This is a genomic window from Lysinibacillus sp. NPDC095746 (assembly GCF_044763535.1).
In the GTDB taxonomy this organism is placed as follows: Bacteria; Bacillota; Bacilli; order Bacillales_A; family Planococcaceae; genus Lysinibacillus.
Genome location: NZ_JBIWGL010000023.1, coordinates 38,842 through 60,866 on the forward strand (window position 1 = coordinate 38,842; position 22,025 = coordinate 60,866).

General features: G+C 36.1%; 22 protein-coding genes, 3 pseudogenes and 1 riboswitch. Of the genes and pseudogenes, 9 read left to right on the forward strand and 16 right to left on the reverse strand.

Translation table 11 applies throughout. The annotated features are described in order from the left end of the window. Nucleotides 1–257: 257 nt before the first annotated feature. The 5 genes from ACIQ7N_RS16900 to ACIQ7N_RS16920 form a co-directional block, all read right to left on the reverse strand. A complete protein-coding gene (locus tag ACIQ7N_RS16900; RefSeq protein WP_402934181.1) occupies nucleotides 258–1,208 on the reverse strand; it encodes an NERD domain-containing protein in 951 nt (316 codons plus the stop codon). Nucleotides 1,209–1,511: 303 nt separating this feature from the next. Then, nucleotides 1,512–2,480 carry a FecCD family ABC transporter permease gene (locus tag ACIQ7N_RS16905; RefSeq protein ID WP_402934236.1) on the reverse strand — a complete coding sequence of 323 codons (969 nt, stop codon included), beginning with the start codon at nucleotides 2,478–2,480 and terminating at the stop codon, nucleotides 1,512–1,514. A 31-nt stretch (nucleotides 2,481–2,511) separates the two neighbouring features. Next, nucleotides 2,512–3,513, reverse strand: a complete 1,002-nt coding sequence (locus ACIQ7N_RS16910; protein WP_402934184.1) for a FecCD family ABC transporter permease — start codon at nucleotides 3,511–3,513, stop codon at nucleotides 2,512–2,514. Between the two features lie 25 nt (nucleotides 3,514–3,538). Next, complete coding sequence (locus tag ACIQ7N_RS16915; protein WP_402934187.1) at nucleotides 3,539–4,456, reverse strand: iron-hydroxamate ABC transporter substrate-binding protein; 918 nt, start codon at nucleotides 4,454–4,456, stop codon at nucleotides 3,539–3,541. A gap of 15 nt (nucleotides 4,457–4,471) precedes the next feature. Further along, nucleotides 4,472–5,260, reverse strand: a complete 789-nt coding sequence (locus ACIQ7N_RS16920) for an ABC transporter ATP-binding protein (RefSeq protein WP_402934190.1) — start codon at nucleotides 5,258–5,260, stop codon at nucleotides 4,472–4,474. Between the two features lie 272 nt (nucleotides 5,261–5,532). Between ACIQ7N_RS16920 and ACIQ7N_RS16925 the strand changes: the two genes are divergently transcribed. Next, nucleotides 5,533–6,573, forward strand: a complete 1,041-nt coding sequence (locus ACIQ7N_RS16925) for an NAD(P)/FAD-dependent oxidoreductase (protein ID WP_402934193.1) — start codon at nucleotides 5,533–5,535, stop codon at nucleotides 6,571–6,573. 113 nt (nucleotides 6,574–6,686) lie between these two features. On the opposite strand, the gene ACIQ7N_RS16930 is transcribed toward ACIQ7N_RS16925, so the two are convergent. Then, nucleotides 6,687–6,929, reverse strand: a complete 243-nt coding sequence (locus tag ACIQ7N_RS16930; RefSeq protein ID WP_400935676.1) for a hypothetical protein — start codon at nucleotides 6,927–6,929, stop codon at nucleotides 6,687–6,689. Between the two features lie 314 nt (nucleotides 6,930–7,243). Here ACIQ7N_RS16930 and ACIQ7N_RS16935 point away from each other — a divergent pair, with 314 nt between their 5' ends. Then, nucleotides 7,244–7,858: a class I SAM-dependent methyltransferase gene (locus tag ACIQ7N_RS16935; protein ID WP_402934238.1), complete on the forward strand. Its 615-nt coding sequence runs from the start codon at nucleotides 7,244–7,246 to the stop codon at nucleotides 7,856–7,858. Nucleotides 7,859–7,949: 91 nt separating this feature from the next. Here ACIQ7N_RS16935 and ACIQ7N_RS16940 read toward each other — a convergent pair whose 3' ends face one another. The 3 genes from ACIQ7N_RS16940 to ACIQ7N_RS16950 form a co-directional block, all read right to left on the reverse strand. Further along, nucleotides 7,950–8,549 (reverse strand): TetR/AcrR family transcriptional regulator, encoded by a 600-nt coding sequence (locus ACIQ7N_RS16940; RefSeq protein ID WP_402934195.1) that lies wholly within the window; start codon nucleotides 8,547–8,549, stop codon nucleotides 7,950–7,952. Nucleotides 8,550–8,561: 12 nt separating this feature from the next. After that, the gene (locus ACIQ7N_RS16945; protein WP_402934197.1) at nucleotides 8,562–9,278 is read right to left on the reverse strand and encodes an MBL fold metallo-hydrolase; all 717 of its coding nucleotides are present in this window, start codon (nucleotides 9,276–9,278) and stop codon (nucleotides 8,562–8,564) included. 194 nt (nucleotides 9,279–9,472) lie between these two features. Further along, nucleotides 9,473–9,943: a hypothetical protein gene (locus ACIQ7N_RS16950; protein WP_402934200.1), complete on the reverse strand. Its 471-nt coding sequence runs from the start codon at nucleotides 9,941–9,943 to the stop codon at nucleotides 9,473–9,475. Between the two features lie 404 nt (nucleotides 9,944–10,347). Between ACIQ7N_RS16950 and ACIQ7N_RS16955 the strand changes: the two genes are divergently transcribed. The 3 genes from ACIQ7N_RS16955 to ACIQ7N_RS16965 all read left to right on the forward strand — a co-directional run bounded on the left by ACIQ7N_RS16955 (nucleotide 10,348) and on the right by ACIQ7N_RS16965 (nucleotide 13,212). Then, nucleotides 10,348–11,481 (forward strand): DUF418 domain-containing protein, encoded by a 1,134-nt coding sequence (locus ACIQ7N_RS16955; RefSeq protein WP_402934240.1) that lies wholly within the window; start codon nucleotides 10,348–10,350, stop codon nucleotides 11,479–11,481. 151 nt (nucleotides 11,482–11,632) lie between these two features. Then, nucleotides 11,633–12,610, forward strand: coding sequence for a histidine kinase (locus tag ACIQ7N_RS16960; protein ID WP_402934203.1), 978 nt, complete (start codon nucleotides 11,633–11,635; stop codon nucleotides 12,608–12,610). Then, nucleotides 12,607–13,212 carry a response regulator transcription factor gene (locus tag ACIQ7N_RS16965; protein ID WP_402934206.1) on the forward strand — a complete coding sequence of 202 codons (606 nt, stop codon included), beginning with the start codon at nucleotides 12,607–12,609 and terminating at the stop codon, nucleotides 13,210–13,212. The genes ACIQ7N_RS16960 and ACIQ7N_RS16965 overlap by 4 nt, the downstream gene beginning before the upstream one ends. A gap of 54 nt (nucleotides 13,213–13,266) precedes the next feature. On the opposite strand, the gene ACIQ7N_RS16970 is transcribed toward ACIQ7N_RS16965, so the two are convergent. Beyond that, complete coding sequence (locus tag ACIQ7N_RS16970) at nucleotides 13,267–14,625, reverse strand: PepSY-associated TM helix domain-containing protein (RefSeq protein WP_402934208.1); 1,359 nt, start codon at nucleotides 14,623–14,625, stop codon at nucleotides 13,267–13,269. Nucleotides 14,626–14,792: 167 nt separating this feature from the next. On the opposite strand from ACIQ7N_RS16970, the pseudogene ACIQ7N_RS16975 reads away from it, so the two are divergent. Further along, nucleotides 14,793–15,176, forward strand: a pseudogene (locus ACIQ7N_RS16975) (IS4 family transposase); the annotation flags it as partial. A gap of 1 nt (nucleotide 15,177) precedes the next feature. On the opposite strand, the pseudogene ACIQ7N_RS16980 reads toward ACIQ7N_RS16975, so the two are convergent. The 6 genes and pseudogenes from ACIQ7N_RS16980 to ACIQ7N_RS17005 all read right to left on the reverse strand — a co-directional run. Continuing rightward, nucleotides 15,178–15,378 (reverse strand): annotated as a pseudogene (locus ACIQ7N_RS16980) (low specificity L-threonine aldolase); the annotation flags it as partial. 218 nt (nucleotides 15,379–15,596) lie between these two features. Next, on the reverse strand, nucleotides 15,597–17,024 hold the full coding sequence (locus ACIQ7N_RS16985; RefSeq protein ID WP_402934210.1) for a serine hydrolase domain-containing protein: 1,428 nt from the start codon (nucleotides 17,022–17,024) through the stop codon (nucleotides 15,597–15,599). Nucleotides 17,025–17,406: 382 nt separating this feature from the next. After that, the gene (locus ACIQ7N_RS16990; protein ID WP_132362959.1) at nucleotides 17,407–17,589 is read right to left on the reverse strand and encodes a hypothetical protein; all 183 of its coding nucleotides are present in this window, start codon (nucleotides 17,587–17,589) and stop codon (nucleotides 17,407–17,409) included. Between the two features lie 61 nt (nucleotides 17,590–17,650). Next, nucleotides 17,651–17,779, reverse strand: coding sequence for a hypothetical protein (locus ACIQ7N_RS16995; protein ID WP_402934212.1), 129 nt, complete (start codon nucleotides 17,777–17,779; stop codon nucleotides 17,651–17,653). 30 nt (nucleotides 17,780–17,809) lie between these two features. Beyond that, nucleotides 17,810–18,000: riboswitch (cobalamin riboswitch) on the reverse strand. A gap of 224 nt (nucleotides 18,001–18,224) precedes the next feature. After that, nucleotides 18,225–18,770, reverse strand: coding sequence for a nucleoside/nucleotide kinase family protein (locus ACIQ7N_RS17000; RefSeq protein WP_402934214.1), 546 nt, complete (start codon nucleotides 18,768–18,770; stop codon nucleotides 18,225–18,227). Between the two features lie 537 nt (nucleotides 18,771–19,307). Further along, a pseudogene (locus ACIQ7N_RS17005) lies at nucleotides 19,308–19,670 on the reverse strand (5-methyltetrahydropteroyltriglutamate--homocysteine S-methyltransferase); the annotation flags it as partial. 369 nt (nucleotides 19,671–20,039) lie between these two features. Between ACIQ7N_RS17005 and ACIQ7N_RS17010 the strand changes: the two are divergent. The 3 genes from ACIQ7N_RS17010 to ACIQ7N_RS17020 are packed head-to-tail and all read left to right on the forward strand — an operon-like array spanning nucleotide 20,040 to nucleotide 21,449. Beyond that, nucleotides 20,040–20,612, forward strand: a complete 573-nt coding sequence (locus tag ACIQ7N_RS17010; RefSeq protein ID WP_402934217.1) for a TetR/AcrR family transcriptional regulator — start codon at nucleotides 20,040–20,042, stop codon at nucleotides 20,610–20,612. A 16-nt stretch (nucleotides 20,613–20,628) separates the two neighbouring features. Next, complete coding sequence (locus ACIQ7N_RS17015; RefSeq protein ID WP_402934219.1) at nucleotides 20,629–21,027, forward strand: DUF5367 domain-containing protein; 399 nt, start codon at nucleotides 20,629–20,631, stop codon at nucleotides 21,025–21,027. 59 nt (nucleotides 21,028–21,086) lie between these two features. Next, complete coding sequence (locus ACIQ7N_RS17020; protein WP_248718743.1) at nucleotides 21,087–21,449, forward strand: VOC family protein; 363 nt, start codon at nucleotides 21,087–21,089, stop codon at nucleotides 21,447–21,449. Nucleotides 21,450–22,025 lie beyond the last annotated feature (576 nt).

Here is a 22,025-nt window from a genome sequence, read left to right on the forward strand (position 1 = left end):
TTTTGACCGCTATCCAGCTTTCTCAGCTTTCTATCCACGTTTTTGAGCAGGCTATCCAGCTTTCTCGGCTTTCTATCCACGTTTTTGACCGCTATCAAGCTTTCTCATCTTTCTATCCACGTTTTTGAGCAGGCTATCCAGCTTTCTCAGCTTTCTATCCACGTTTTTGACCGCTATCCACCTTTCCCGACTTTCCCCTCAACTTTGAGCGCTCTATCCATTTTTCTCGCTTTCTATCCAAGACTTTGATCGGACTATCATCCATCGTAAATCCAATATTTCCTATGTTTTTTTATTCCTTCTGCTTTTAAGGGTAATTTCTTCAATAGCCTATACGCTAAATCTGGTGAATCTATTGCGAAAAACTCACAAAAGCTTTTATTCGTTAACGAATCGCCCATTAACAACTTGTAATCTTCAAGCGTTCTGAAAATAGCCTCCTGATCAACTAATCCGCAGCGTTGACAAGTCCATTTTTTAGAGTGATAACTCATTCGCTGTCCATTTGAACAACGTACACATAGCACTCCTTTTATAATATCCTGAACAGGAATGGCTATTTCTCTTTTAATTGGCATATGATTGGACATTAATTTAGTAGCAAAAAGAAAGAGCTTGTCAACATCTAGTATCACCTCTTTATGCTGTTTAAGCCATTTCCTTAAATGATAACGTAATCCTGAAACATGAAAAATTGGGTGTCCTTTTAAACTTTCTGATAAAATAGCATTTTTCGTTGCAAGAACGACTGCATAGTGAATAGGAATCTCCACCTTATACTGCTGTGATATCTTCTTTATCCACTCAGCATGACGTCTAACTTGATGAAAAGGATCAATCATTCCCTCAACATCACCTTGAGCAGTAGTTCTTGTAAATTGAGTAAAAGACTCATCGTATTCAAGAAAGCCTGTTATATTTTTAATTTCTAGTATTAATATAAAATGGGGGCATATTAGAATAGTGTCTATTTGATGTGTTTTCCCGAAGTGATTAAGTATTTGTAAATCATGGAGGAAGTAATGTGGAGTGGGTAAATTAATTTCAAGCCATTCTGCATCTACACGCTTTTCTCCAGCAAAGCCAGCCTGTATACGCATTAATCTTTCAAAATAATTCATGTAGTCTATGTGTGTATTAGGCAACCTTTGTATTAAGGCTTCTAGAATTCTATGCATTTGGGATTGCTGTCGTGCTAATAATATCATTGTCTCTTCCCTCCTGTATTTATTATATTAATAATTACCGGTCTAAAAAGGGGTTCCAAAAAACTTGAAATACTAATTGTGCAAAATAAATTTTCAGCTTATTTTTTTAGATAAAAAGAACGAAAAAAATCGCCTTGGTCTAGCACCTGCTATTACTTTTCTGCTCCAATCCCCACTTTGACGACGCTATTATCGATCATTCTCAACTTCCTATCCGCAACTTTGAGCGGACTATCCTAGCTTTCTTCGTCGTACGAAGCCCCCTGTCCGTTTATAAAAAAACAACTGAACAGCCAATGCCATTCAGTCGTTTTTTCGTAGTAAATATAAAAAATATGGTGCACCGATACATGCGACGATAATACCTGCTGGCACTGTCGCACTTGAAATCGCTACGCGGCCAATTGTATCCGCTAGCATTAGTAAGCTTGCACCGATAAACAATGTTAAAGGTAAAAAGAACTGGAAACGCGGTCCGACAAGCTGCTTTGCAATATGTGGAGCCATGAGACCGATAAAGGCAATGCCTCCTGTGACTGATACAGCTGCCGCAGCTAGTGCTACAGAGACAACTATTAATTGTAAGCGCTCTCGTTCGATGTTTAAGCCTAAGCCAACCGCCGTTTGTTCTGTCATTGCCAGTACATTTAACACATTTGCTTTATAAAAAATAAATGGAATGCCTAGCACAAGCCAAGGCAATAAAGCCCAGAAAAATGGCCAATCCGCTCCCCAAATATTACCTGCAAGCCATTGCGCGATAAATTGCACATCATTACGCTCAGCTGAGGAAATTAATATGATCATTACACCCGATAAGGCAGATGCTACACCTACTCCGACTAAAATAAGTTGGACCGGCTGCACACCTTCATTGCGCTTATACGAGAAAAAGTAAATGCAGAGTGCCGTTAATAAAGCGCTACAAAATCCTACAAGCGGCAACATATACGCAAAGTTAGGTACATCTCCATTGACAAGGAGATAAAAAAGCGTAATCCCAACACCTGCACCTGCATTAATTCCAATAATACCAGGGTCCGCTAAGTCATTACGGGTCACCCCCTGCAAAACGGCACCAGCTAAAGCTAAAGCCATCCCGGCTGCTGCCAGCACAAACAATCTGGGCAAGCGAACAGAGAACAATACGAATGATTCTTTGAAGCTACCATCTCCCATTAAAATCGGTATGATGCGATCAATCGAAACCGAAGCTGCTCCCATTGAAATACCCATAACAAAAATGACTATTGTTAATAAGATCCAAGCCATTAGCCATCTACGTTGTTTTTTTCGCCCGACATTAAACAATTTGACGCCCTCCCTTCCGAACAAGAAGTAAGAAGAACGGAAGGCCAATAATTGAAATAATCGCAACTACCGGAGTTTCATATGGCGCATTAATTATTCTACCTGCAAAATCCGCCGTTACCATAAACCATCCACCGATAATAGCACTCATCGGTAAAACAAATCGATAGTCTGTCCCTACAATTGCACGGACAATATGTGGCACCATTAACCCAACAAACGCTAGATTACCTACAAGTGCTACTGCGGACCCTGCAAGAATGACAACGACAAACATCATAATTCCTTTAATAACGGCTGTATTTTGTCCTAACCCAACAGCTACTTCTTCATTTAAACTTAAAATGGTTAACTGACGACTAAACGCAAACGCAACAATTAATCCGACCAAAATAACAGGAGCAATTATTAAAGCTTGCCATGTAGTGCCTATTAAACCACCACTCGTCCACATCGAAACATCTTTTGAAATTTGAAATAATATCCCCGTACCATCTGCTATTGCTTGTAATAGCGCGGATACAGCAGCCCCAGCCAAAACTAACTTTAATGGAGAAAAACCATTTTTTGTTGAAGCGCCAATACCATAGACAACAATCATCCCTACGCCTGCACCTACGAAACATGTAAAAATAAGCATATAATACGACGAATTTGGGATAAATGCCATCGTCAATGCAAGTGCTGCATTCGCACCTGCTGTCAGGCCAAGAAGTCCCGGATCTGCTAATGGATTTCTAGTAACCCCCTGCATAATAGCCCCAGCAACTGCGAGTGCACTACCTACAAAAATAGCAGCAATAATTCGTGGAAATCGAATTTCTCGTAAAATAGCATAATGCTTACCGCCGTCTGTTCCAACAATTGCTTGAAAGACATCTTCAATACTCGTATTTGCCGCTCCGATACAGAGCGAAATCGTAACTGTCACTGCTAATAAGATCAGTGCAAGCAACACCTGAAGCCAAAATGGGAAATGTCGAAACTTTGTCATTTGCCTTCGCTACTCTCTACTGAAATTATTGTAAAAATTTCTTTTTAAAGAAATCTAGTTGATTTTCTAAAGTGATTGGGTCATTAAAGTAAAATTCGTTGCCATTCACTTCAAATAAATGACCATTTTTCTCAGCCTTTAAATCTTTAAACCAAGCAGCATTTTTGATGGCGCTATCCTCACCTTTAAATGTACTAAAAATCACATAGTCACCCGCATAATCACCTAATACCTCTTGAGAAATGGCTAAATAACCTGGTTTTAAAGCACCTTCCTTCACTTTCTCTGGCATTTTCAAGCCCATTTCTTGATATAAAATTTCTGTTCCGCGACCCCAATTATCGCCATAAACATACATTTGTTTATTGAACATTTCTGCAACCGTAACCGTTGCGTCTTTGCCGATTTTTTCTTTAATTTTTGTACCCGCTTCTGCAGCACGCTCTTTAAAATCTTTTACCCAATCAGTTGCTTCTTTTTCTTTATTTACAACTTTACCGATTTCAATAAATTGCTGTAAATAATCCACTTTACCATAAGTAAATAATACGGTTGGTGCGATTTCTGCTAATTTATCCGCATTTTCAATACCATTTAAACCAATAATCAAATCTGGCTCAAGCTCGATAATTTTTTCAATATCCGTATTCTCAACAACTACTGCATCTTTAATATCATCTTGGAAGTTCGGATTATCTGCAGCCCATGAATCGACACCGACAACATTAACGCCAAGCTGTAGTAAATCTCCGACAAATGAAGATAACACAACTACACGTTTAGGGTTAGCTGGTACTTCAATAGGACCTGATTCTGATTGATACGTTATCGTTTCTGCGGATGCTTTATCTTTAGAGCCCTCATCCGTCTTCTCTTCTTTATTGCCGCACGCTGCAAGCACTAGTACGACCATCATAAACATTGGTAATAGCCACTTTTTCATAAATATATCTCCCTTTTACACTGTTTCTAGTAAGTTATATGTAATGCACATTGGCTTATCTGTTCGTGGATCTTTACCAATGACTGCATCAATATTAAACACTTTTTCTAATACTTCAGGTACCATGACTTCCTCTGCAGTACCAAACTTCACAAGCTCTCCTTTTGATAGCGCCACGATAAAATCTGAAAAACGTGCTGCTTGATTTAAATCATGTAGCACCATAACAATTGTGCGTCCCTCTTCTTCGTTAAGCTTGTAAAGTAATTCTAAAACCTCTAACTGATGGGCCATATCTAAATACGTTGTTGGCTCATCTAAAAAAATAATATCGGTCTCTTGCGCTAATGCCATCGCAATCCACACCCGTTGACGCTGTCCACCTGATAAGGCATCAACCGTGTTCTGACGAAAGTCATCCGTTTTAGTTACCTTTAAGGCCCAGTCAATCATTTCTTTATCCTTTTGCGATAAATTACCGAAGCCCTTTTGATATGGAAATCGACCGTAGGATACAAGCTCTTCGACTGTTAAACCATGTGCACTTTCCGGGCTTTGTGGCAAGATAGCAAGTTCTTTCGCTAATTCTTTTGTATTCATCTCGGAAATATTTTGACCATCTAATATGACTTGCCCACTTTTATGCTTCAAAATCCTTGTAATAGCCTTTAAAAGTGTTGATTTACCACAGCCATTGGAACCAATAATGGTCGTTATTTTACCATCTGGAATTTGTAGCGATAAATCATGCACAATCATTTTGTCCTCATAGCCGATACGAATCGATTCAACTTGTAAACGCACAACATAACCTCTCTTTCCTTTTACTTCTTTCCATGCTATGATAACGATTAGTCGATAATGATAATCATTATCACTATAGTAAGTCTAGTTTTCCTATAAAGTTTTGTCAAACACTTTTTAACTTCTTCCAGTAAGTGTCTTTTGTAACGTACGTGAAACGGTAGTTACAAATGTCTTGCGACAGGTACAGGAGTCTCCTACCTCTATCGATTCTGGACGCAATATGCTTAGGCATAAATGAATATTTATTTTTTAAGGATGTGGTGATATAAATGCAACATTTATACGATGTAACAATTATTGGTGGTGGCCCTGCAGGTCTATATAGTGCCTTTTATAGTGGTTTACGGGGATTAAAGACGAAATTAATTGAGAGTCAGCAGCAGCTTGGTGGTAAAGTTTTACTTTATCCTGAAAAGCTCATTTGGGATATTGGTGGACACCCGCCTGTATTAGGTGAACAATTTGTAAAACAGTTAATCGCGCAGGCAAAAACCTTTGATCCAACCATTTTAACAAGTACAAAAGTCGATTTCATAGAGCGCCAAGATGATATTTTTGTTCTACATACTACACAAGGAGATAAACATTATTCTAAAACCGTTATTTTAGCAGTTGGTGGTGGTATTATTAACCCTCAAAAGCTCTCACTAGAAGGTGCAGAAAAATATGAAATGACTAATTTACACTATACTGTGCAGTCTTATCGACACTTTGTGGACAAGGAGATTATTATTTCAGGGGGCGGAAATGCGGCTATTGACTGGGCAGTTGAACTTTGTCCTATCGCTAAAAATGTAACTGTAGTTTATCGTAAAGATAAGTTATCTGCGCATGAAGCAACAATACAAGAAGCTTTAGATGCTGGCGTAAAGATTGAATGCCATACAACTATTTCAAAATTGACTGCTAATGCGGATAAAACAGCTATTCAACTAGTGACATGCGAAAACTCAAAAACAAAGCAAAGCTATACGCGTCAAATCGATGAAGTAATTGTTAGTCATGGCTATAACCGCGAAGCATCATTAGAATTGGATCAATCACTGACCATTCCGAAAAAAAATGATTACTATTTCGAAGGAAAAGCAACGGGAGAAACTGTGCAGCCTGGTATTTTTGCAGCGGGTGATATTTTAACGTTTGAAGGAAAAATCAATCTACTTCTAGGTACCTTCCAGGATGCAGCTAATGCCGTAAACTCTATTAAAACGTATTTAGAGCCTACTGCTTATCGTCATGGTGTCGTGTCATCACATAATGAAGTGTTTAAAGAGAAAAATCGCTCTATTATTGAAAAGCAACTTAAATAAGCATTCTAAACAATGACAACAACCCCTCTTAAGAAAAGTTACTCTTTAGAGGGGTTTTAAAGTCTTTCTTACTATTTTTATAAGGCGGACTTTAAAAGATCCATCGAAATAATCTACCTAAAGAAATTTAAAAATGCGCCCATTTGCCGTAACATACCAACTCCATTTGTTATTGTTCCTGCATGGTTCATAATGGTATTTAAATGCTGTGGTAATCTTCCAAATCTAGAAGTTTGGGGCTGCTGATTAGGGTAAAAGAAAGGTTGCCCTCTTCTACCTTGAATAGGAGGGCCAAAACCTTGTCTATTTCTTGGTGGGAATGGTCTCATTCTAGGATTCGGTGGATAAAATGGCATCAATTCACCCCCTATCAAATATCTTTTTACTAGTATACGTCTGTATTTTTTTATTGTTTAGACTATCGGAGAAGTTGCTAAAAAAATATATAGATATGTATTGTAAAATGTTAAAGAAGACTATTTATAATTCTCCTCTTCCTTTTTGTAAAGATTCCTCATGACATCTCTGGAACCATACTATTTTTAATTTCATATTATACAAAAATACGAATAAAGAAGGGATTCCGATTCAAAATTCAAAATATCTAGATTTTCTGTCCAAATTTGGTGTAGGCGGTGCCCATCCCGGTGGTATTAATCTAACAAAGGAAATATTCAAGGTAGAAAGCATTAGCGAAAATTCCCGCATTTTGGATGTAGGCTGTGGTACAGGCCAAACTGCTGCCTACTTGGCGGAGACATATAAAGCAAAAGTAACTGGTATTGATATCAATCCTGAAATGGTGGCAAAGGCTAAAAGGAGAATAAAAAAAAATCACTTACCCGTAAAAATAATTCAATGCTCAATTGAACAAGTTCCATTACCTGATCATACATTTGACTTTATTATTTCTGAATCTGTTCTTTCTTTTGTCAATAAACCTAATGCCCTTAAAGAAATTTTTCGTTTATTAAAAAATGGCGGTCGGTTTATTGCCATTGAATTTACTATTCATCAACCACTTGAGAAAAAAATTGAAAAGGAAATCAAACAGTTTTATGGATTTGATTCTTGTTCAATGAAAAAGGATTGGGTAGCTTTGCTTAACCAGGCTGGTTTTAATAATATTCGTATACAAAAAAATAAATCAATCTTCTCCATTCCTGAACTTCATCACTCGAAGGATATTGCACCTGAACTTTATGAAGTAATGGATAAACATTTTGATATGAACTTAAAGTATGAAGGCGTTTTAGACTATAGAATTTATTCATGTACTAAATAATGTGGGAAAGTTATTGCGGGAAATTAATCCTCTGTGTCATTTCCCGCTTCTTTTTTCCCCCATTCAAATTAAAATGGACAAAATTCCTTCCTTAGTCATCCGTTTGCATATATTTATCTTCATTAATCGTAACTGCATGAATGCCCTCAATAAAAGTATTAATTAAGATGAAGAAGCTTTTATTGATATTAAGTGGCATCCCAAATCCCCCCATTTGTTCAATAGAAGTGAATCCATGTAGAATACTTCTTAATCCTCTGACCATATGAATCGCAATTTCTTCATGCAAATTATAGGCATCCAGCACTTGAAGTACAAGTTGCACGACAGCTTCTTGGGCTTGCTGTAGTTCTTGATCGTTAGCATCCGGAAAGCGAGTGCTAGCATCGTATAACCCCGGGTGCTCTCTAACAAATTGAATATATGCCTGACTAATTGCTCGAACAGCATCATCACCTGAACGTCCTACTGCAGCTTGTAGCATATATTCATTTAGTTTTTTTACGCCTTGAATAGCTAACTTCTGCTTCAATTCATTTAATCCATCAAGATGGTTATACAAGGAAGGTGGTCGTATTTCCAATTTTTCAGCTAATAGTCCAATTGAAAGTTGGTCCAATCCTTGTTCATCAACTAGCTCCGTTGCCTTTTGTAAAATAATCGATATATCTATTTTCATTCGACGGGACATTTTTTTCACTTCCTATTTGGATTGTCTAAAATTTTTTTCTGCTTCGGCTATTGCTATGTCCAAAAGCTCCTGTGGTTGCTTTAACATTTTCCCGTGCCCTACAGCAAGTAAGCTTGGATTTAAAGCCCTTAATTTTTTTGCACTTATTAGAGCTGTGCTTTTATCCCATGTTGCAAGAGCAGGAAATGGAAACAGTGGATTCATCACTCCAGATACTAGTAGTTTTCCTCTAGTTACGAGGGCATCACCAGCAATTAAACTTCTATTACGTGTATCAAAAAGAGTGATGGAACCAGGTGTATGACCTGGAGTTGCAATCACTTCTAATGAGCCGACACGATCACCCTCTTCGAGTAATAAGTCTGGTTTAGTTTTAATATTTTTTGGTATGCCTCCCCGAATTGGTGTATTTTTTTCATTTGGAAGTAATGCACTATTTCCTTCCAATAACAAAGCATCTCTCGAAGAAATGCACACCTGACTATCTGGTAATAATTCTTTTAACGTATCTAGAGCTCCTATATGATCACTATGTGCGTGAGTAATGATGATTCTTGTAATCGGTTTACCAATACTTTCAGCCGCTTTTATTATACTTTTTGCACTATATGGTAGGGCTGCATCGATCAGTGTAAGCTCGCTTTCTTCTTCTACAATATAACAATTAACAGGAAAGACTCTTGGCATAAATGACAATTGAAACACGGTACCATTCTTCGTAATCTTCATTCTAAATCATATCCCCTTCGTTAACTAATTGTATTATCATTTTAACTAATTGTATTAGTTTTCGCAATATTTAAATTTATATTTTAGATAAAACTTTGAATTAAAGCCTTGAATAATCTTTAACTTGCATAAAAAACTACACCTCAATTGATAGATGCTGTGTCTAACAATTGGGTGCAGTTCATTTCTCAAATTTATAATTCAAGCTCGTTATTTTTGGACTGAATGATGTAGGAGTTATATAAGTCCCATTTATAATGTCCTACATTAAATTCTTTTAGGTCAATTATATCCTTTAAATATTTAGGGACAGTACAATTCCAGTTTAATTTTTCTATCTTAAGTGGAAAATTGTCCTCATTAGGATTCGGTGTATGTATATAGATAGCATCTAAACTAGCATCTTCGTCAACTATTTCTATCCACGATTGATATGGTTTTTCGAGGGTTTGGAGTTCTTCTAATAAACTATACAATAAAGCTATATTTGCTTTTATATGTTCTCTTTTTATTTTCAAACTATTATTCCCAACCCCGTAAAAATCAAGATGGGTGTGCCATAAATCAAACCAACCTTCTTTTCCAAAGTCTAAATTATACAGTTCTGCTTTTGTCTCCCGCAATAAGTTACGGAAATAACGCTTTTTTCCACGAAACTTTTTCAAATAATTGTTCCTCCCGTTTAACATGAAGATGAGACTCTTCAGTTACTCCATATAGATGATGTCATTTATTTTGAGAAAGTTAACAGACTAATTGCTAATAATTTTATTGTTAGTTTCAATGCTAATCAACTTGTTTAAACGACGAGAAACATTATATATCAACAAATGAGGAAGGTCCAATTCGTATGCCAATTGACCTCCCCATTTCATTGTTAACCCGTTAGCCAACCATGTAGCGCAAAACCCGCGCTACACCACAGAAAATGAAAGACGATCATGTTCTTTCATGGGAGTTTGTGCTAAAATGACACCTGTCATAAAGAACCTTTGACTGGTGTGAATATGTTTTTTCGTTTCGTTTTCTTATCATTATTGTAAGAAAACAAAGAAAGAGTGATTTTATGATGAAAGTTCAACAAAGATTACCCCTAATCGATATGTTACGAGGCTTTGCCGTATTAGGGACACTTGGCACAAATATTTGGATTTTTGCATATCTTGGAGACATTTCGTATATCACAACGAGTAGTTATTCAGGTTGGTGGTCATTGAACGATTTTTTACGAATGGCAGTCCTTTTTTTAGTAAACGGTAAACTCCTTGGTTTATTAACAATCATGTTTGGTGTTGGTCTGGAATTAAAATATCAGCAAGCTTTGCGAAAAGGAAATGTTTGGCCAGGCATGTATATTTGGACGATAGTCTTTTTATTTATGGAGGGTCTTATCCACTTCACCTTCGTTATGGAATATGATATTTTAATGAGCTATGCTGTGACAGCTGTTATCGTTGCCTTTATCGTTAAATTTGGTGACAAAGCGATTAAACGTGCGTTATACGTTTTTGGTAGTTTCCATGCACTAATGATTCTATTGATTTTAATCGGCACATTGCAGGGTGGTGCTAATGTTTCCATCGTTGGGCTCGATCCAATCGTTAGTCTTTATGAAAATGGCACTTGGTTTGAGCAAATACAAAATCGTTTAACATATTTTCTTTATTTTAGAACGGAAGCTATTTTTATTATCCCCATGAATATCTTTTTATTTTTACTTGGTGTTAAGCTAATGAGGAATGGTGTATTTTTACAAGATGACAGAGGACGTCAAACGCGTCAAAAGCTATTCAAAATTGGTATTTTTATTGGGATACCTTTAAATCTCCTAATCTTTATTCCTGGAGGCGTATTTGATTTACCTGTTCGATATTTATTTGCACCAATCCTATCTATTGGTTATATTGGAATATTAGGTAAAATGGTAGAATATAAGAAGCTTGATTGGTTATGGAAGAGGTTTGGTGAGATTGGGAAAATGTCTTTAAGTTGCTATGTGCTGCAAAATATTATTGCATCTATTATTTTCTATGGCTGGGGCTTAGGTTTAGGTGGAAAATTAAATAGTATTGAAGTTATCAGCATTTGGCTAACTCTTTCCCTTCTACAACTTTTCATTGCACATATTTGTATCAAGCATTTTCATATTGGGCCAATGGAATGGGTTCGGAAACATGCCATTCAAAGTGTCACACAGAAATAATCGCAAAGGGTTGGTGTGAACTATAAAGATTTATCCAAGAGATCAGGCAAAACACTATTTAATTATCGATGTTGTATCGCTCGTTTTTTTATTTACTATGGTATTAAGTTCGAATTCTCAATTACCGTTAATAGCTAAAATAATAATTCTTATGTTATTTTTAATAGCCTTCTTTGTTGCTTTATGGTTTAAAGATTGGCGTTTACTGTTAGCATCTTTACTAGGCTTTACACTTATTATCATACTGGGTATTTATGAAGGGTCTACTATGTTATTGTTTGGATTTACATTTGCTGATTTAATTGGGAGAGCTAAAAGGAAATGGCATATCGCTATAGGAATGATTGCCGTTGCCTTAATGTTTTTTATAGTGATTTGGTTTGAATCGGGAGCATCTTATAAATTACAATTTCAAGCATTGATACCCATAATGATCATTCAGCTACTATTTCCAATGCTAATTTACTACGTAGAAAAGTCCAAAAAATTACAATTGGAATTAACGGAGGTAAATACCCAGCTTGTTCAGCAAGAAGAAAGACAACGTATTGCAAGGGACCTCCACGATACGCTTGGCCATACATTGACAATGATTAAAGTAAAAACCGAGCTAACTACAAAATTAGTCGATAAAGATACGATGCGTGTGAAAGATGAGTTAAATGATATTTTAGCAACAACACGAACAGCATTAAAGCAAGTAAGAGAATTAGTTTCCGATATGAATTTTATTTCGTTAGAAAGTGAGCTTAATCATTGTAAGCAGCATTTACAAACAGCAGATATCTCCATAAAAATAAAAAATAACTGTCCTAAGCTACTACTAGCTAGTGTGGAAGAAACGATGCTGTCCTTATGTCTTCGTGAAGCAACTACCAATATTATTAAACATAGTCAAGCAAAAAAATGCCAAATAGATATCAACTATATGCATGGAATTTTAAAGATAAACGTTGTGGACGATGGTATTGGCTTACATAACCAAGGGCACGGGAATGGACTCTCATCGATGAAAGAACGAATGAATGCCCTTCAAGGAAATGCTTCCGTTGACAATTTACCGACAGACGGAACGATTGTGACTTTATCAATGCCCATCCAACACTATAAAAAGGAGCCAACTACATGATAAGAGTATTATTAGCAGAAGATCAACAAATGTTACGTGGCGCCTTAAAGTCCTTATTGTCGTTTGAGCCAGATATAGAAGTGATTGCAGAAGTTTCAGATGGTCAAACAGCATGGGAATATATTCAACAAGAGCTACCCGACGTTTGTGTATTGGACATCGAAATGCCCAACCTTACTGGTCTGGAACTTGCCGAAAAAATAAGACAGGCAAATTTACCGTGCAAGGTGATGATTGTCACTACCTTTGCACGCCCTGGCTATTTACAAAAAGCGATGGATTGTGAGGTACAAGGTTATTTATTAAAAGATGAACCAATCGACTATTTAATTGAAACAATAAGAAAAGTGATGAATGGTGAAAAAGTAGTTAGTAGAGATTTAGCTGCTACGTTATTTATGAAAGAACAGAATCCACTAAATGATCGTGAAATTGCAGTTCTGCAGCTTGTAAAAGAAGGTCTCACAACAAATGAGATTAGTAAAAAATTATTTTTAACGAAAGGCACTATTCGAAACTATTTATCTACTTCTATTCAAAAACTTCATGTTGAGTCTAGACAACAAGCTGTGCAAATCGCCAGTGATAAAGGGTGGCTTTAGAAAAAGAAAAGCGATACTGTATTCCTTATTTATAGGATACAGTAATCGCTTTTTTTAATGGACTTCTTTTTTATTTTTAGATACTAAATTTATTATTATTTCAATGAGTACTACAGCAATTAATGATAGCCCAAATAGTGGCATCAGTATACCTAAAATAATCATGAAGATGATAAAAGGAATGGATACCTTTTGAGAGATTTTAGGTGGTGCAGATAGCATACCTTGTTTCTTTCGTAATAGCCATGTACTAACTCCCCAAATAATAACTACTAAAAATGCAAGACATACTAGTAAATTGATTAATTTATTTGGCCAACCAAACAAGTGACCTTCATGTAAAGGAATTCCCCATGTGAACCATTTGGCAAGAATACCATAGTCCTCATATCCAACCTTGTCTATAAATTTTCCGCTATATTGATCAAAATACATTGTCGTTTCATCATACGGACTAACATCAAGCCCTGTAACACCAGTGTTACTAGATTTTGCAACTGTATAGATACCGTCTTCACTAGTAGGATAAATAATAGCGTATGGTTTTGATATATTCATTGCATCAATTTCATGTTGCAGCTTTTCTACACTCAGTTGGTTAGGGTTAGCAACATAGCCCATATTAGCCCCCATACCATGGTGCGCTGCATGTGCCGAATCGGACGATGGAGGGGTTTCTTGACGAGTAGCCCAAGGAATCTCACTGACATCAGATGTAGGTGGCTGCTGCTGTAATAACGGCGTACCGAAAGATGGATGATCTTGTGAAGCTTGATAAATATATTTCCCCATTAGCGCTGACCATGGTAAGCCTGTGAAAATAATAACAAGCATCGGAATTGTTATAATTGTTCCAATAAGTGCATGGAATTTTCTACTCTTTTGACGTTTATTCGTCTGCTTTGTTTTCTTTAGTATTTTTGCTTTAAACGTCATGTAAATGCCTGAAAGTAGTAAAAAAATAGCCCAACAAGCCGCTAATTCTACTAAATAATTGACAACCGTTCCTCCAATAAATAAGGAACTATGAGCATTTCTCATAATATTTGCAAATGTGTAATCAGCATCCTGACCACCGATAATTTGGTTATGACGATCTAGGAACACATATTTCTCTTTGCCATCTGCATTCTTCATTGATAAACGAGTATTGTAAGGCTCTTCTAACTCTATAATTTTATTTGTTTTATAGCCAGCATATGATTCTTCTGCAAGCTTAACAGCATCATCAATAGATTGAACCTCAGTTTTTCCACTTTCACCAAAAAAGTATTTATCATATAACTGATTTTCAACATTGGTATAAAATAAATAACCTATACCACTTAACGTTAGTGAAATAAGAAGTGGAGTAATAAATAACGCGGCATAAAAGTGCGTTCGCCAAAAGCTCTGATAAAACGTGTTCTTCATGTCTAATTCTCCAATCTATAATAATAAGCGCAAAATTATTATATAGATAAAAAGTGAAATAAGTATGAAGTCCTAGAGGTTTTTTTATGACAAATAGATGTATTCCTATTGATATAATTAGATTAAAACCGTATTTTCATAGAAAAAGTGTCACTTTAGACGTTATTTTGCACATCGCTTCATTCTTGAAGTTATTACTGTTTGCACAGCTGAATGAAACCGAAAGTCTACGTGCCTTCAGTGACACGCTGTTATCAGAAGACCTGCAAAAAGCAAGGATATAGAGTCCATTAGCTCTTCGCAGTTAGGTCGGCTGATCAAATCAAGTGCCATCTGAGTTTTTCCAACAGATTTTTCTAGACTTGGTCATGCAAATTAATGAGAAAACGGATTTTAAGCAGCGTCGAAAAAATACAACCACTAAAAATCATTGATTCCAGCACACTGCCATTGAACTTAAACAACCATAGATGGGCTGAATTCCGTAAAAAAAATCAGGTGTGAAGTTACATTTGCGCTTTGTTTACCTAGAAAAAGGTAGTTCGTACCCTGTTATTCTAATTTCTTAATATCCTCTATCAGCATTTCAACATTCTCCTTTTTTGTAGCCCAACTGGTACAAAATCTCACAACACTTTGGGTATCATCGACTTTTTCCTATAAGGAAAAAGAATATTTTTTGCTTAATTTCCTTAATACCTCATTTGGCAAAATGGGAAACTGTTGATTTGTTTTGGAATCATATCGTAATGAATAGCCTTTTTCAACAAACGCCTCTCGAATAGTTGTTTAAAAATTCTTATTCCATGAACGGAGGAGGTTGGTGGAAGCAATAGTAATTAGGTTTGACTGGGAAAATTGTCGATGATATAAAAAAAGACACCGAAGTGTCTTATGGTTTTCAAAATAAACATACCGATAAATTGAAATTTAATTACTTAACATTATGCTTATCTTGGGAGCGAGGTATTTTATCGGTGACTGTATACAAACCATGTAATGCTTGCTGTTAATAATGCTGACGAAATCAAAGCTGTAAGAACACTATATGTTCGCCAAATAAGTATGGTTGACCAATCGAAAGCACAACACAGTATACCCAGGGCAATCGTAGCAATCAGGAAAGTCACTGTTACGATTATTCTCTTTTTTGTCATTGGCTGTCGCTCATTCGTTTTTCTTCTGCGTAATCCTAAGAGAAGTAGCAAAACGGCCAATAGGCAAAAAATAATTGTGATAGACGACAAAATGATATCCAAAAGCTGTGTGCCGCTCATTTCATATGACTGAGTTAGATTGCCGTCTAATATATCTTTAACTTTAAGTACCAGGTTTATATTGGTATTTGCGCCATTGCTCAGCAAGCAAACAGCTGTTCGTTCATTTAGCAGTATGGCTACTTCGGTTCTGAAATTTGGATTGCCCCCAGTGTGTTCTATAATCGTTTGGTCGGCGTTTACCGACCAGCCTGCCGCATAATACATATCGTTGACAGCCGAAACAGACATATCACCCCTATGTGATTTTTCGATAATCGTGTGAAATATTTCGGGTATGTCCTGCACGATACCCATCTGTATGCCCATCCAACGCGCCATATCTTTTGTATTAGAAATGATGTAGGCTGCGGGTTTATTCCCAGCATAATCCGGAGCTTGAAATGGCGTTGTCATAAAAAAGGAAGAACGGTAGCCCTGTGCCAACTGTCCAGTGGCTTGAGCATCTTCTTTATAAACATACGTCTGATGAAGACCCAACGGCTTCAATACCTGTTCACTCATAAAGTCTTCATAGCTTTGTCGTGACACAATCTCAATAACCAAACCCAATATGTCATAATTAACGGTTCCGTAGTTATACTGTTCACCGGGAGGGAACGCCAATTCAGCATCCACGAGCATTTCCACAGTCTTTTGCAACATATCCGGTGTATTGCCTTGTGGAATATTTTGAGTATGCCTAATATTTGTTAGACCACTGGTATGGTGAAGAAAGTTATTTAGTGTAAGGCTTTGCATATCAACAGGTTCCCCTTGATACTTTAACGTAAACCAAGGTAAATATTTTTGGACAGGGTCAGTCATTGAGAGCAGCCCTTGCTCTTCCAACAGCATAATACCCATACCGGTAAAAGCTTTACTGACCGAGGCTAACTCATAGAGTGTATTTTCACTTGCAGGCAACCCCTTTTCACGGTCTGCATACCCTGAAGAAAAGTAGAACACTTCATCATCAGCAAGTATTGAGATTGACATTCCCGGCACACCTGATATACGACGGGCATCATCTAGCAATGCTTGTATTGCCGCAGATTTCGAATCTGACAACGCATAACTTTGTGTGGCGAATCCTGAGAATAATATAAATATCGTTAATACAAAAACAATAATCTTTTTCATAAACCCTCCTTTTTGAAAAATTATAAGAGAATCCAACTACTAAACTAAATTTTAATTTATCTTTCTATTCACCTATATAATATCAAGTATTGTGAATAGTTACACTTAAACGAACAGATGCGTTAGTTCAATAAGAAGTAAACAAAGATGGATGGTAATTTGAAACAACTTCAAAGAGCCTTGCGACGTTGAATGTAGTAAGGTTCTTAGCTTTTATTAATCAAAATTCAATAACTTTATTGTCATTATACACCAAAAACATATGCAAAATAACGTCTAAAGTGACAAAAAAGGCTACATAATGTTCTCCCTTTTAAGGGACATTATGTAGCCTTTTAACCTTGGTGAAGACTAGTAATCAGTGGGGCTATTACGCCACTTTTTATCCAATTAGTTCTTTCATTACATTCGTATAAGCTGTTAGAATATCATTTTCATGAACAGCATTTTGCTCTATATACTCTTCAACTATCTCATTTAATGTTTGAGAAGTACTTGTATATTGCGTTTCCATGACTTCAAATTTTAATAGATTTTCATAATACTCGATTACTTGTGGATTCATGTGTAACACTCCTTCAATTTTAGCATAAAAAAACATCTTTCCGTCAACAGAAAGATGCCTACTATGACATATACACTACATAATACGGTGATTGACACGGCGAAAAAAGCTTTCTATTCGTTATAGAAATAGAAGCTACCTTTTTAGCAATCATCGTACTATGAGCATGCAGAAGAATTTCTCTAGTCACACTCAACACCCCCTATCCTCGTAGGTTTTTTGGCTGTACTAGATAAAGGCAGGTCTCCTGGCTTATGTTCATCACACTTTTCACCTTCCCATTACAATGCGTAACAGTGGTCTTTTGAAACATGCTCACATTTACAGTTGCGGGACAGCGTCGGATTTACACCGATCTTCCCTTTTAAACAAATCGAATTGCTGATTTGTACCTCTATCTTATTATTCCGTTTTTAATATTATACCATAGTGGTTTGTGTACCTATAACGTATAAATTATATAGAGAACACAACACATGCTTATCATTCAATGAACTTTATTGTAAAGTTGGTACTTCATAAAGTCAAATTTTAAAAAAACACTCACGGAGTAGTCTTTTTACGGATTATTTAAAGTGCCTTATAAAACTTTAGTCAATCTTTCTAGTTTAATAAATATGGTGAAAATATATCTGTTAATCAATTTGTTCTATGTATTGGGAAATAATACTTACAATTTCGAAGACGGGTAAAGTCCCATCAACAATGATATCAGAATTCGGTTTTATTGTTTCTAACATCTCTAGATATCCACGCCTTCCTTGTGAAATATACCCCTCCATATCCATTAAAATATTCTCAACAGTACTATTCTTAAAATCTCTAGATACTCGACGTGCCATAGCGATATCCAAAGGAGTATCAATAAACACAGTAAAATCAAAGAATTTACTCGTTTTAGAGTGTTTATAGGCAAACGGGAAGTCCAGCACTATGTAATCTAAAGGTTCCGTTAGTAACCCTTCTAAATCTCTTATTAGAGGAGCCAAGTTCCACTCATCATAATTAGCACCATTGTCAATCCAATCTATAATATCATCAGGGCCATCAAAATCATATTCATCAAAAAATAGTATTTTAGAATTTTGTAATCTTTCGTTTAGGTGAGTCGATATAGTTGTTTTTCCTCCACCAGAAACTGCAGCAATAGCAATAACTAGTGGTTGCTTTTCTTTTTTCATAAAATTCCCTCACTTTTGTATTTTTTATCTAAATCCTTTTTGTCCAACTAAACTACGCCTACACTTTTATAATACCTGATTAATCAGTTCGAAAAGCCTCAAACATTTGAAGAATACATGGCTAACTTTGAATTCAAAGTTAGTGATGCAGATAGTAAGAAATTAAAACAACTTTATGAAGAGTATCAAGCACTTGATAAAAAAGGAGAACAAGAAAAAAGCGAAGAAATATGGTAAGCTTTTTACAATATTTTAGACCCATATTTTAAAGCAAATGAAGAAATTCTTATCTCAGCTTCTAAAATAACGGCCAAGACTATTTTCCACAACATTAACGAGTAAAAATTCGGGGTTATCCTAAAAGTCATTAAACAATCATTTAGGGATTAACTCCTTTCTTATTTCTGCACAATATACCCCTACTACACGTGGCACTATTACGGGGTTATTCTTCTGTTTTTTGTTTAGTTATTTTATTGCAAGGACTCTTTTGTATGATTGTAAAATGCTTTCAGACTTTTTAACTATAACTAGGTCTTAAAATATTGATTGTTGTACTTGTTGACGAAGTGTTTTTGCTGCAGCTACCATATTCGTCAATGCTGAGATAGTTTCTGGCTCCTTCCTTGTTTTTAAACCACAGTCAGGATTCACCCAAAATTGATTTTTTGATAAAACCTGTAAGCTATCCTGCATTATGCTTAGCATTTCCTTTTCACTTGGTACACTTGGACTATGAATATCATAAACGCCTAGCCCAATTCCTTTTTCATACGGATTGACTTGCAGAGAAGAAATTAACTCGCCATGGCTACGTGACGTTTCGATGGAAATAACATCAGCGTCCAATGCACTAATTGGCTCGATAAAATCATTAAACTCACAATAGCACATATGTGTTTAATTTGAGGGACTGGTCTTGGCCCTGTAAATATTTTGTTACTTCCATGATTTCAACTAATTTTTCATCCGCAAAGGCGAGGGCATTTTTAAGAACTGGTTCAAGCTTAGTTTCAAGTGTAGTCGTAATTGGAACATGCTGTAAGTTACATGAAAATTGAATCCATAGTTCTTTTGCGTCACTTAGCTGTTGAACTATAACACATGTTTTTCAGAAAAGTACATTTATTCCCTCGTTTGTTCAATCCAACACTATCATATTGGGATCCCTATACAACTAATTAATAAAATACACTTGTAAACATAGGTATATTTTGTTATTTTTAAGTTAGTTATCTAACTAACTAATAACAATGGGGGTGTCAATGAATGGCAAAGCCTACTGGTATCGAAAAGTCAGATTTATTAATGGCTGCCAAGTACAGTTTAGTAGAAAAAGGGATTGAAAAATTCACCTTAAAGGCTGTTGCTGAGCAAGCTGGTGTGACACAAGGAACTATTTATTATCATTTCAAATCAAAAGAGCAAATCATTCTCGAAATAGTTCAAGACATCTGTGAAAATTCTTGGCATGAGATTTTGACGACCGATCATGAAATGATTCATTCTGCTCTTCTCTCTGCAAAAAGTCGATATGAAAATGATGCCTTTTATCATAAATTATTTTTTACCTTAATCGTCTTTGGCTTTACGAACCCGACTATTAGACAGCAAATAGGACAAATTTTAGCGGCCGAAAATGAACATTTGCGTAATATTTTAAATAAATTATGGGATACATCACCAATTGATGGTGTGTCGATGGAAACTTGGAGCATTTTTTTCAACGCGCTAATTGATGGCTTGGCCATACAAGTGATGATGCGGGACGATTTCGATGTAGATATATTTTATCAGCAAATAGAAAAAATCCTTGAGACATTACATCGTCTAGGAAAATAATTAGAGGAGGAACACTATGCGATTCTTTTTATGCTGGGGTTTTGGGATTTGGTTTGTAGCAAGTGCCATGTTTCGATTGATAGGGCATTACTTTTTTACCTTTAAAGAACCTCTCCTCATGATAGCTACTTACATTGTAGCTTTTCCAATCGTTTGGCTAGCGACAATACCGATTTATTGTATTAAAAAAATAAAAGGTACAGAGCGATTACTGGCTGCAATCTGCATCGCATTACCTGGAATGCTTATCGATGCAGTCGTTTTATTAGTCTTCGACGATATGTTTCCCAATTTATCGGCTGTCTTAGATCGATATTTCGCCTCATGGCTATTATGGGCTTATTCCCTAATTGTCATGACTGGTTTTACAAAGGCCACATTCGTGAGAAAAAAAACTATTCCTTCGTCAAATTAAAGGATTTGACAATATTAGCCTAGAAGTAAGTATCGATTACAATTAAAGGAGTGGGAAAAATGGTTATAGGCTTACATCACGTTCAAATAACAATTCCAAAAGGTGAAGAAGAAAAAGGGAAACATTTTTACTGTCAAGTATTAGGACTACATGAACTTGAAAAGCCTGATTCGTTGAAAGGACGAGGTGGATTTTGGTTACAGGTCGGCAATAAAGAGGTACATGTGGGGACAGAGGATGGCTTTGATAGATTAACGACAAAAGCTCATATTGCTTATCAAGTTGAAAATATAGAACATTGGAAGAAGGTATTAGCCGAACATCATATAGAAATTTTCGATTCAGTTCCTATTCCTCATTTTGAACGCTTTGAATTTAGAGATCCATTCGGTAATAGAGTAGAGATGATTCAAGAAATTTAAGGAAAACAGTTGACTAGAAGGCATGCTGTAAATCTTTAGCAAAGCAACGCCGTTTTAACACAATGTCATCCGCCTTCTTAGCAAAAAAGATCAAGACACAAAGCAGTGCCTAAATTTGTAAGCATAATGAGAAGTACTAGGGGCGTTCGAGACCTATCACGCCTGCGCTCCAGTGTCTCATTTGTGACGCTGATCCCCAACGCTCACTCTCCTCTCTAATCAAATTCACAAAGCCTGGATCTGACATCTCATTTCACACTATTTTATAGTAATAGCAACAACTTATCTTTAATTGTAAGCGTGGAACAGCCGTGCGAAACAGTTCAACGCTCACTCCATGGAACCGCTATTTCTCGCTAGATCCCAAAGATGAAATATCGCTAAGTATTCCATGGTAATGTATAAGTATGGTATGATTGTCGTTTAGTCTTTCAATGCCTCCTTTCAACGCATAAAAAAGCTTGTACTTCCTGCCCCTTTGACTTTCGTTTTCCACTAACACTTCAACCAACTGAAACATTTGTAATAAAACTGTAAATTAAGGCGATGAAGCCTTTTATATAAGGTGTTTACAGC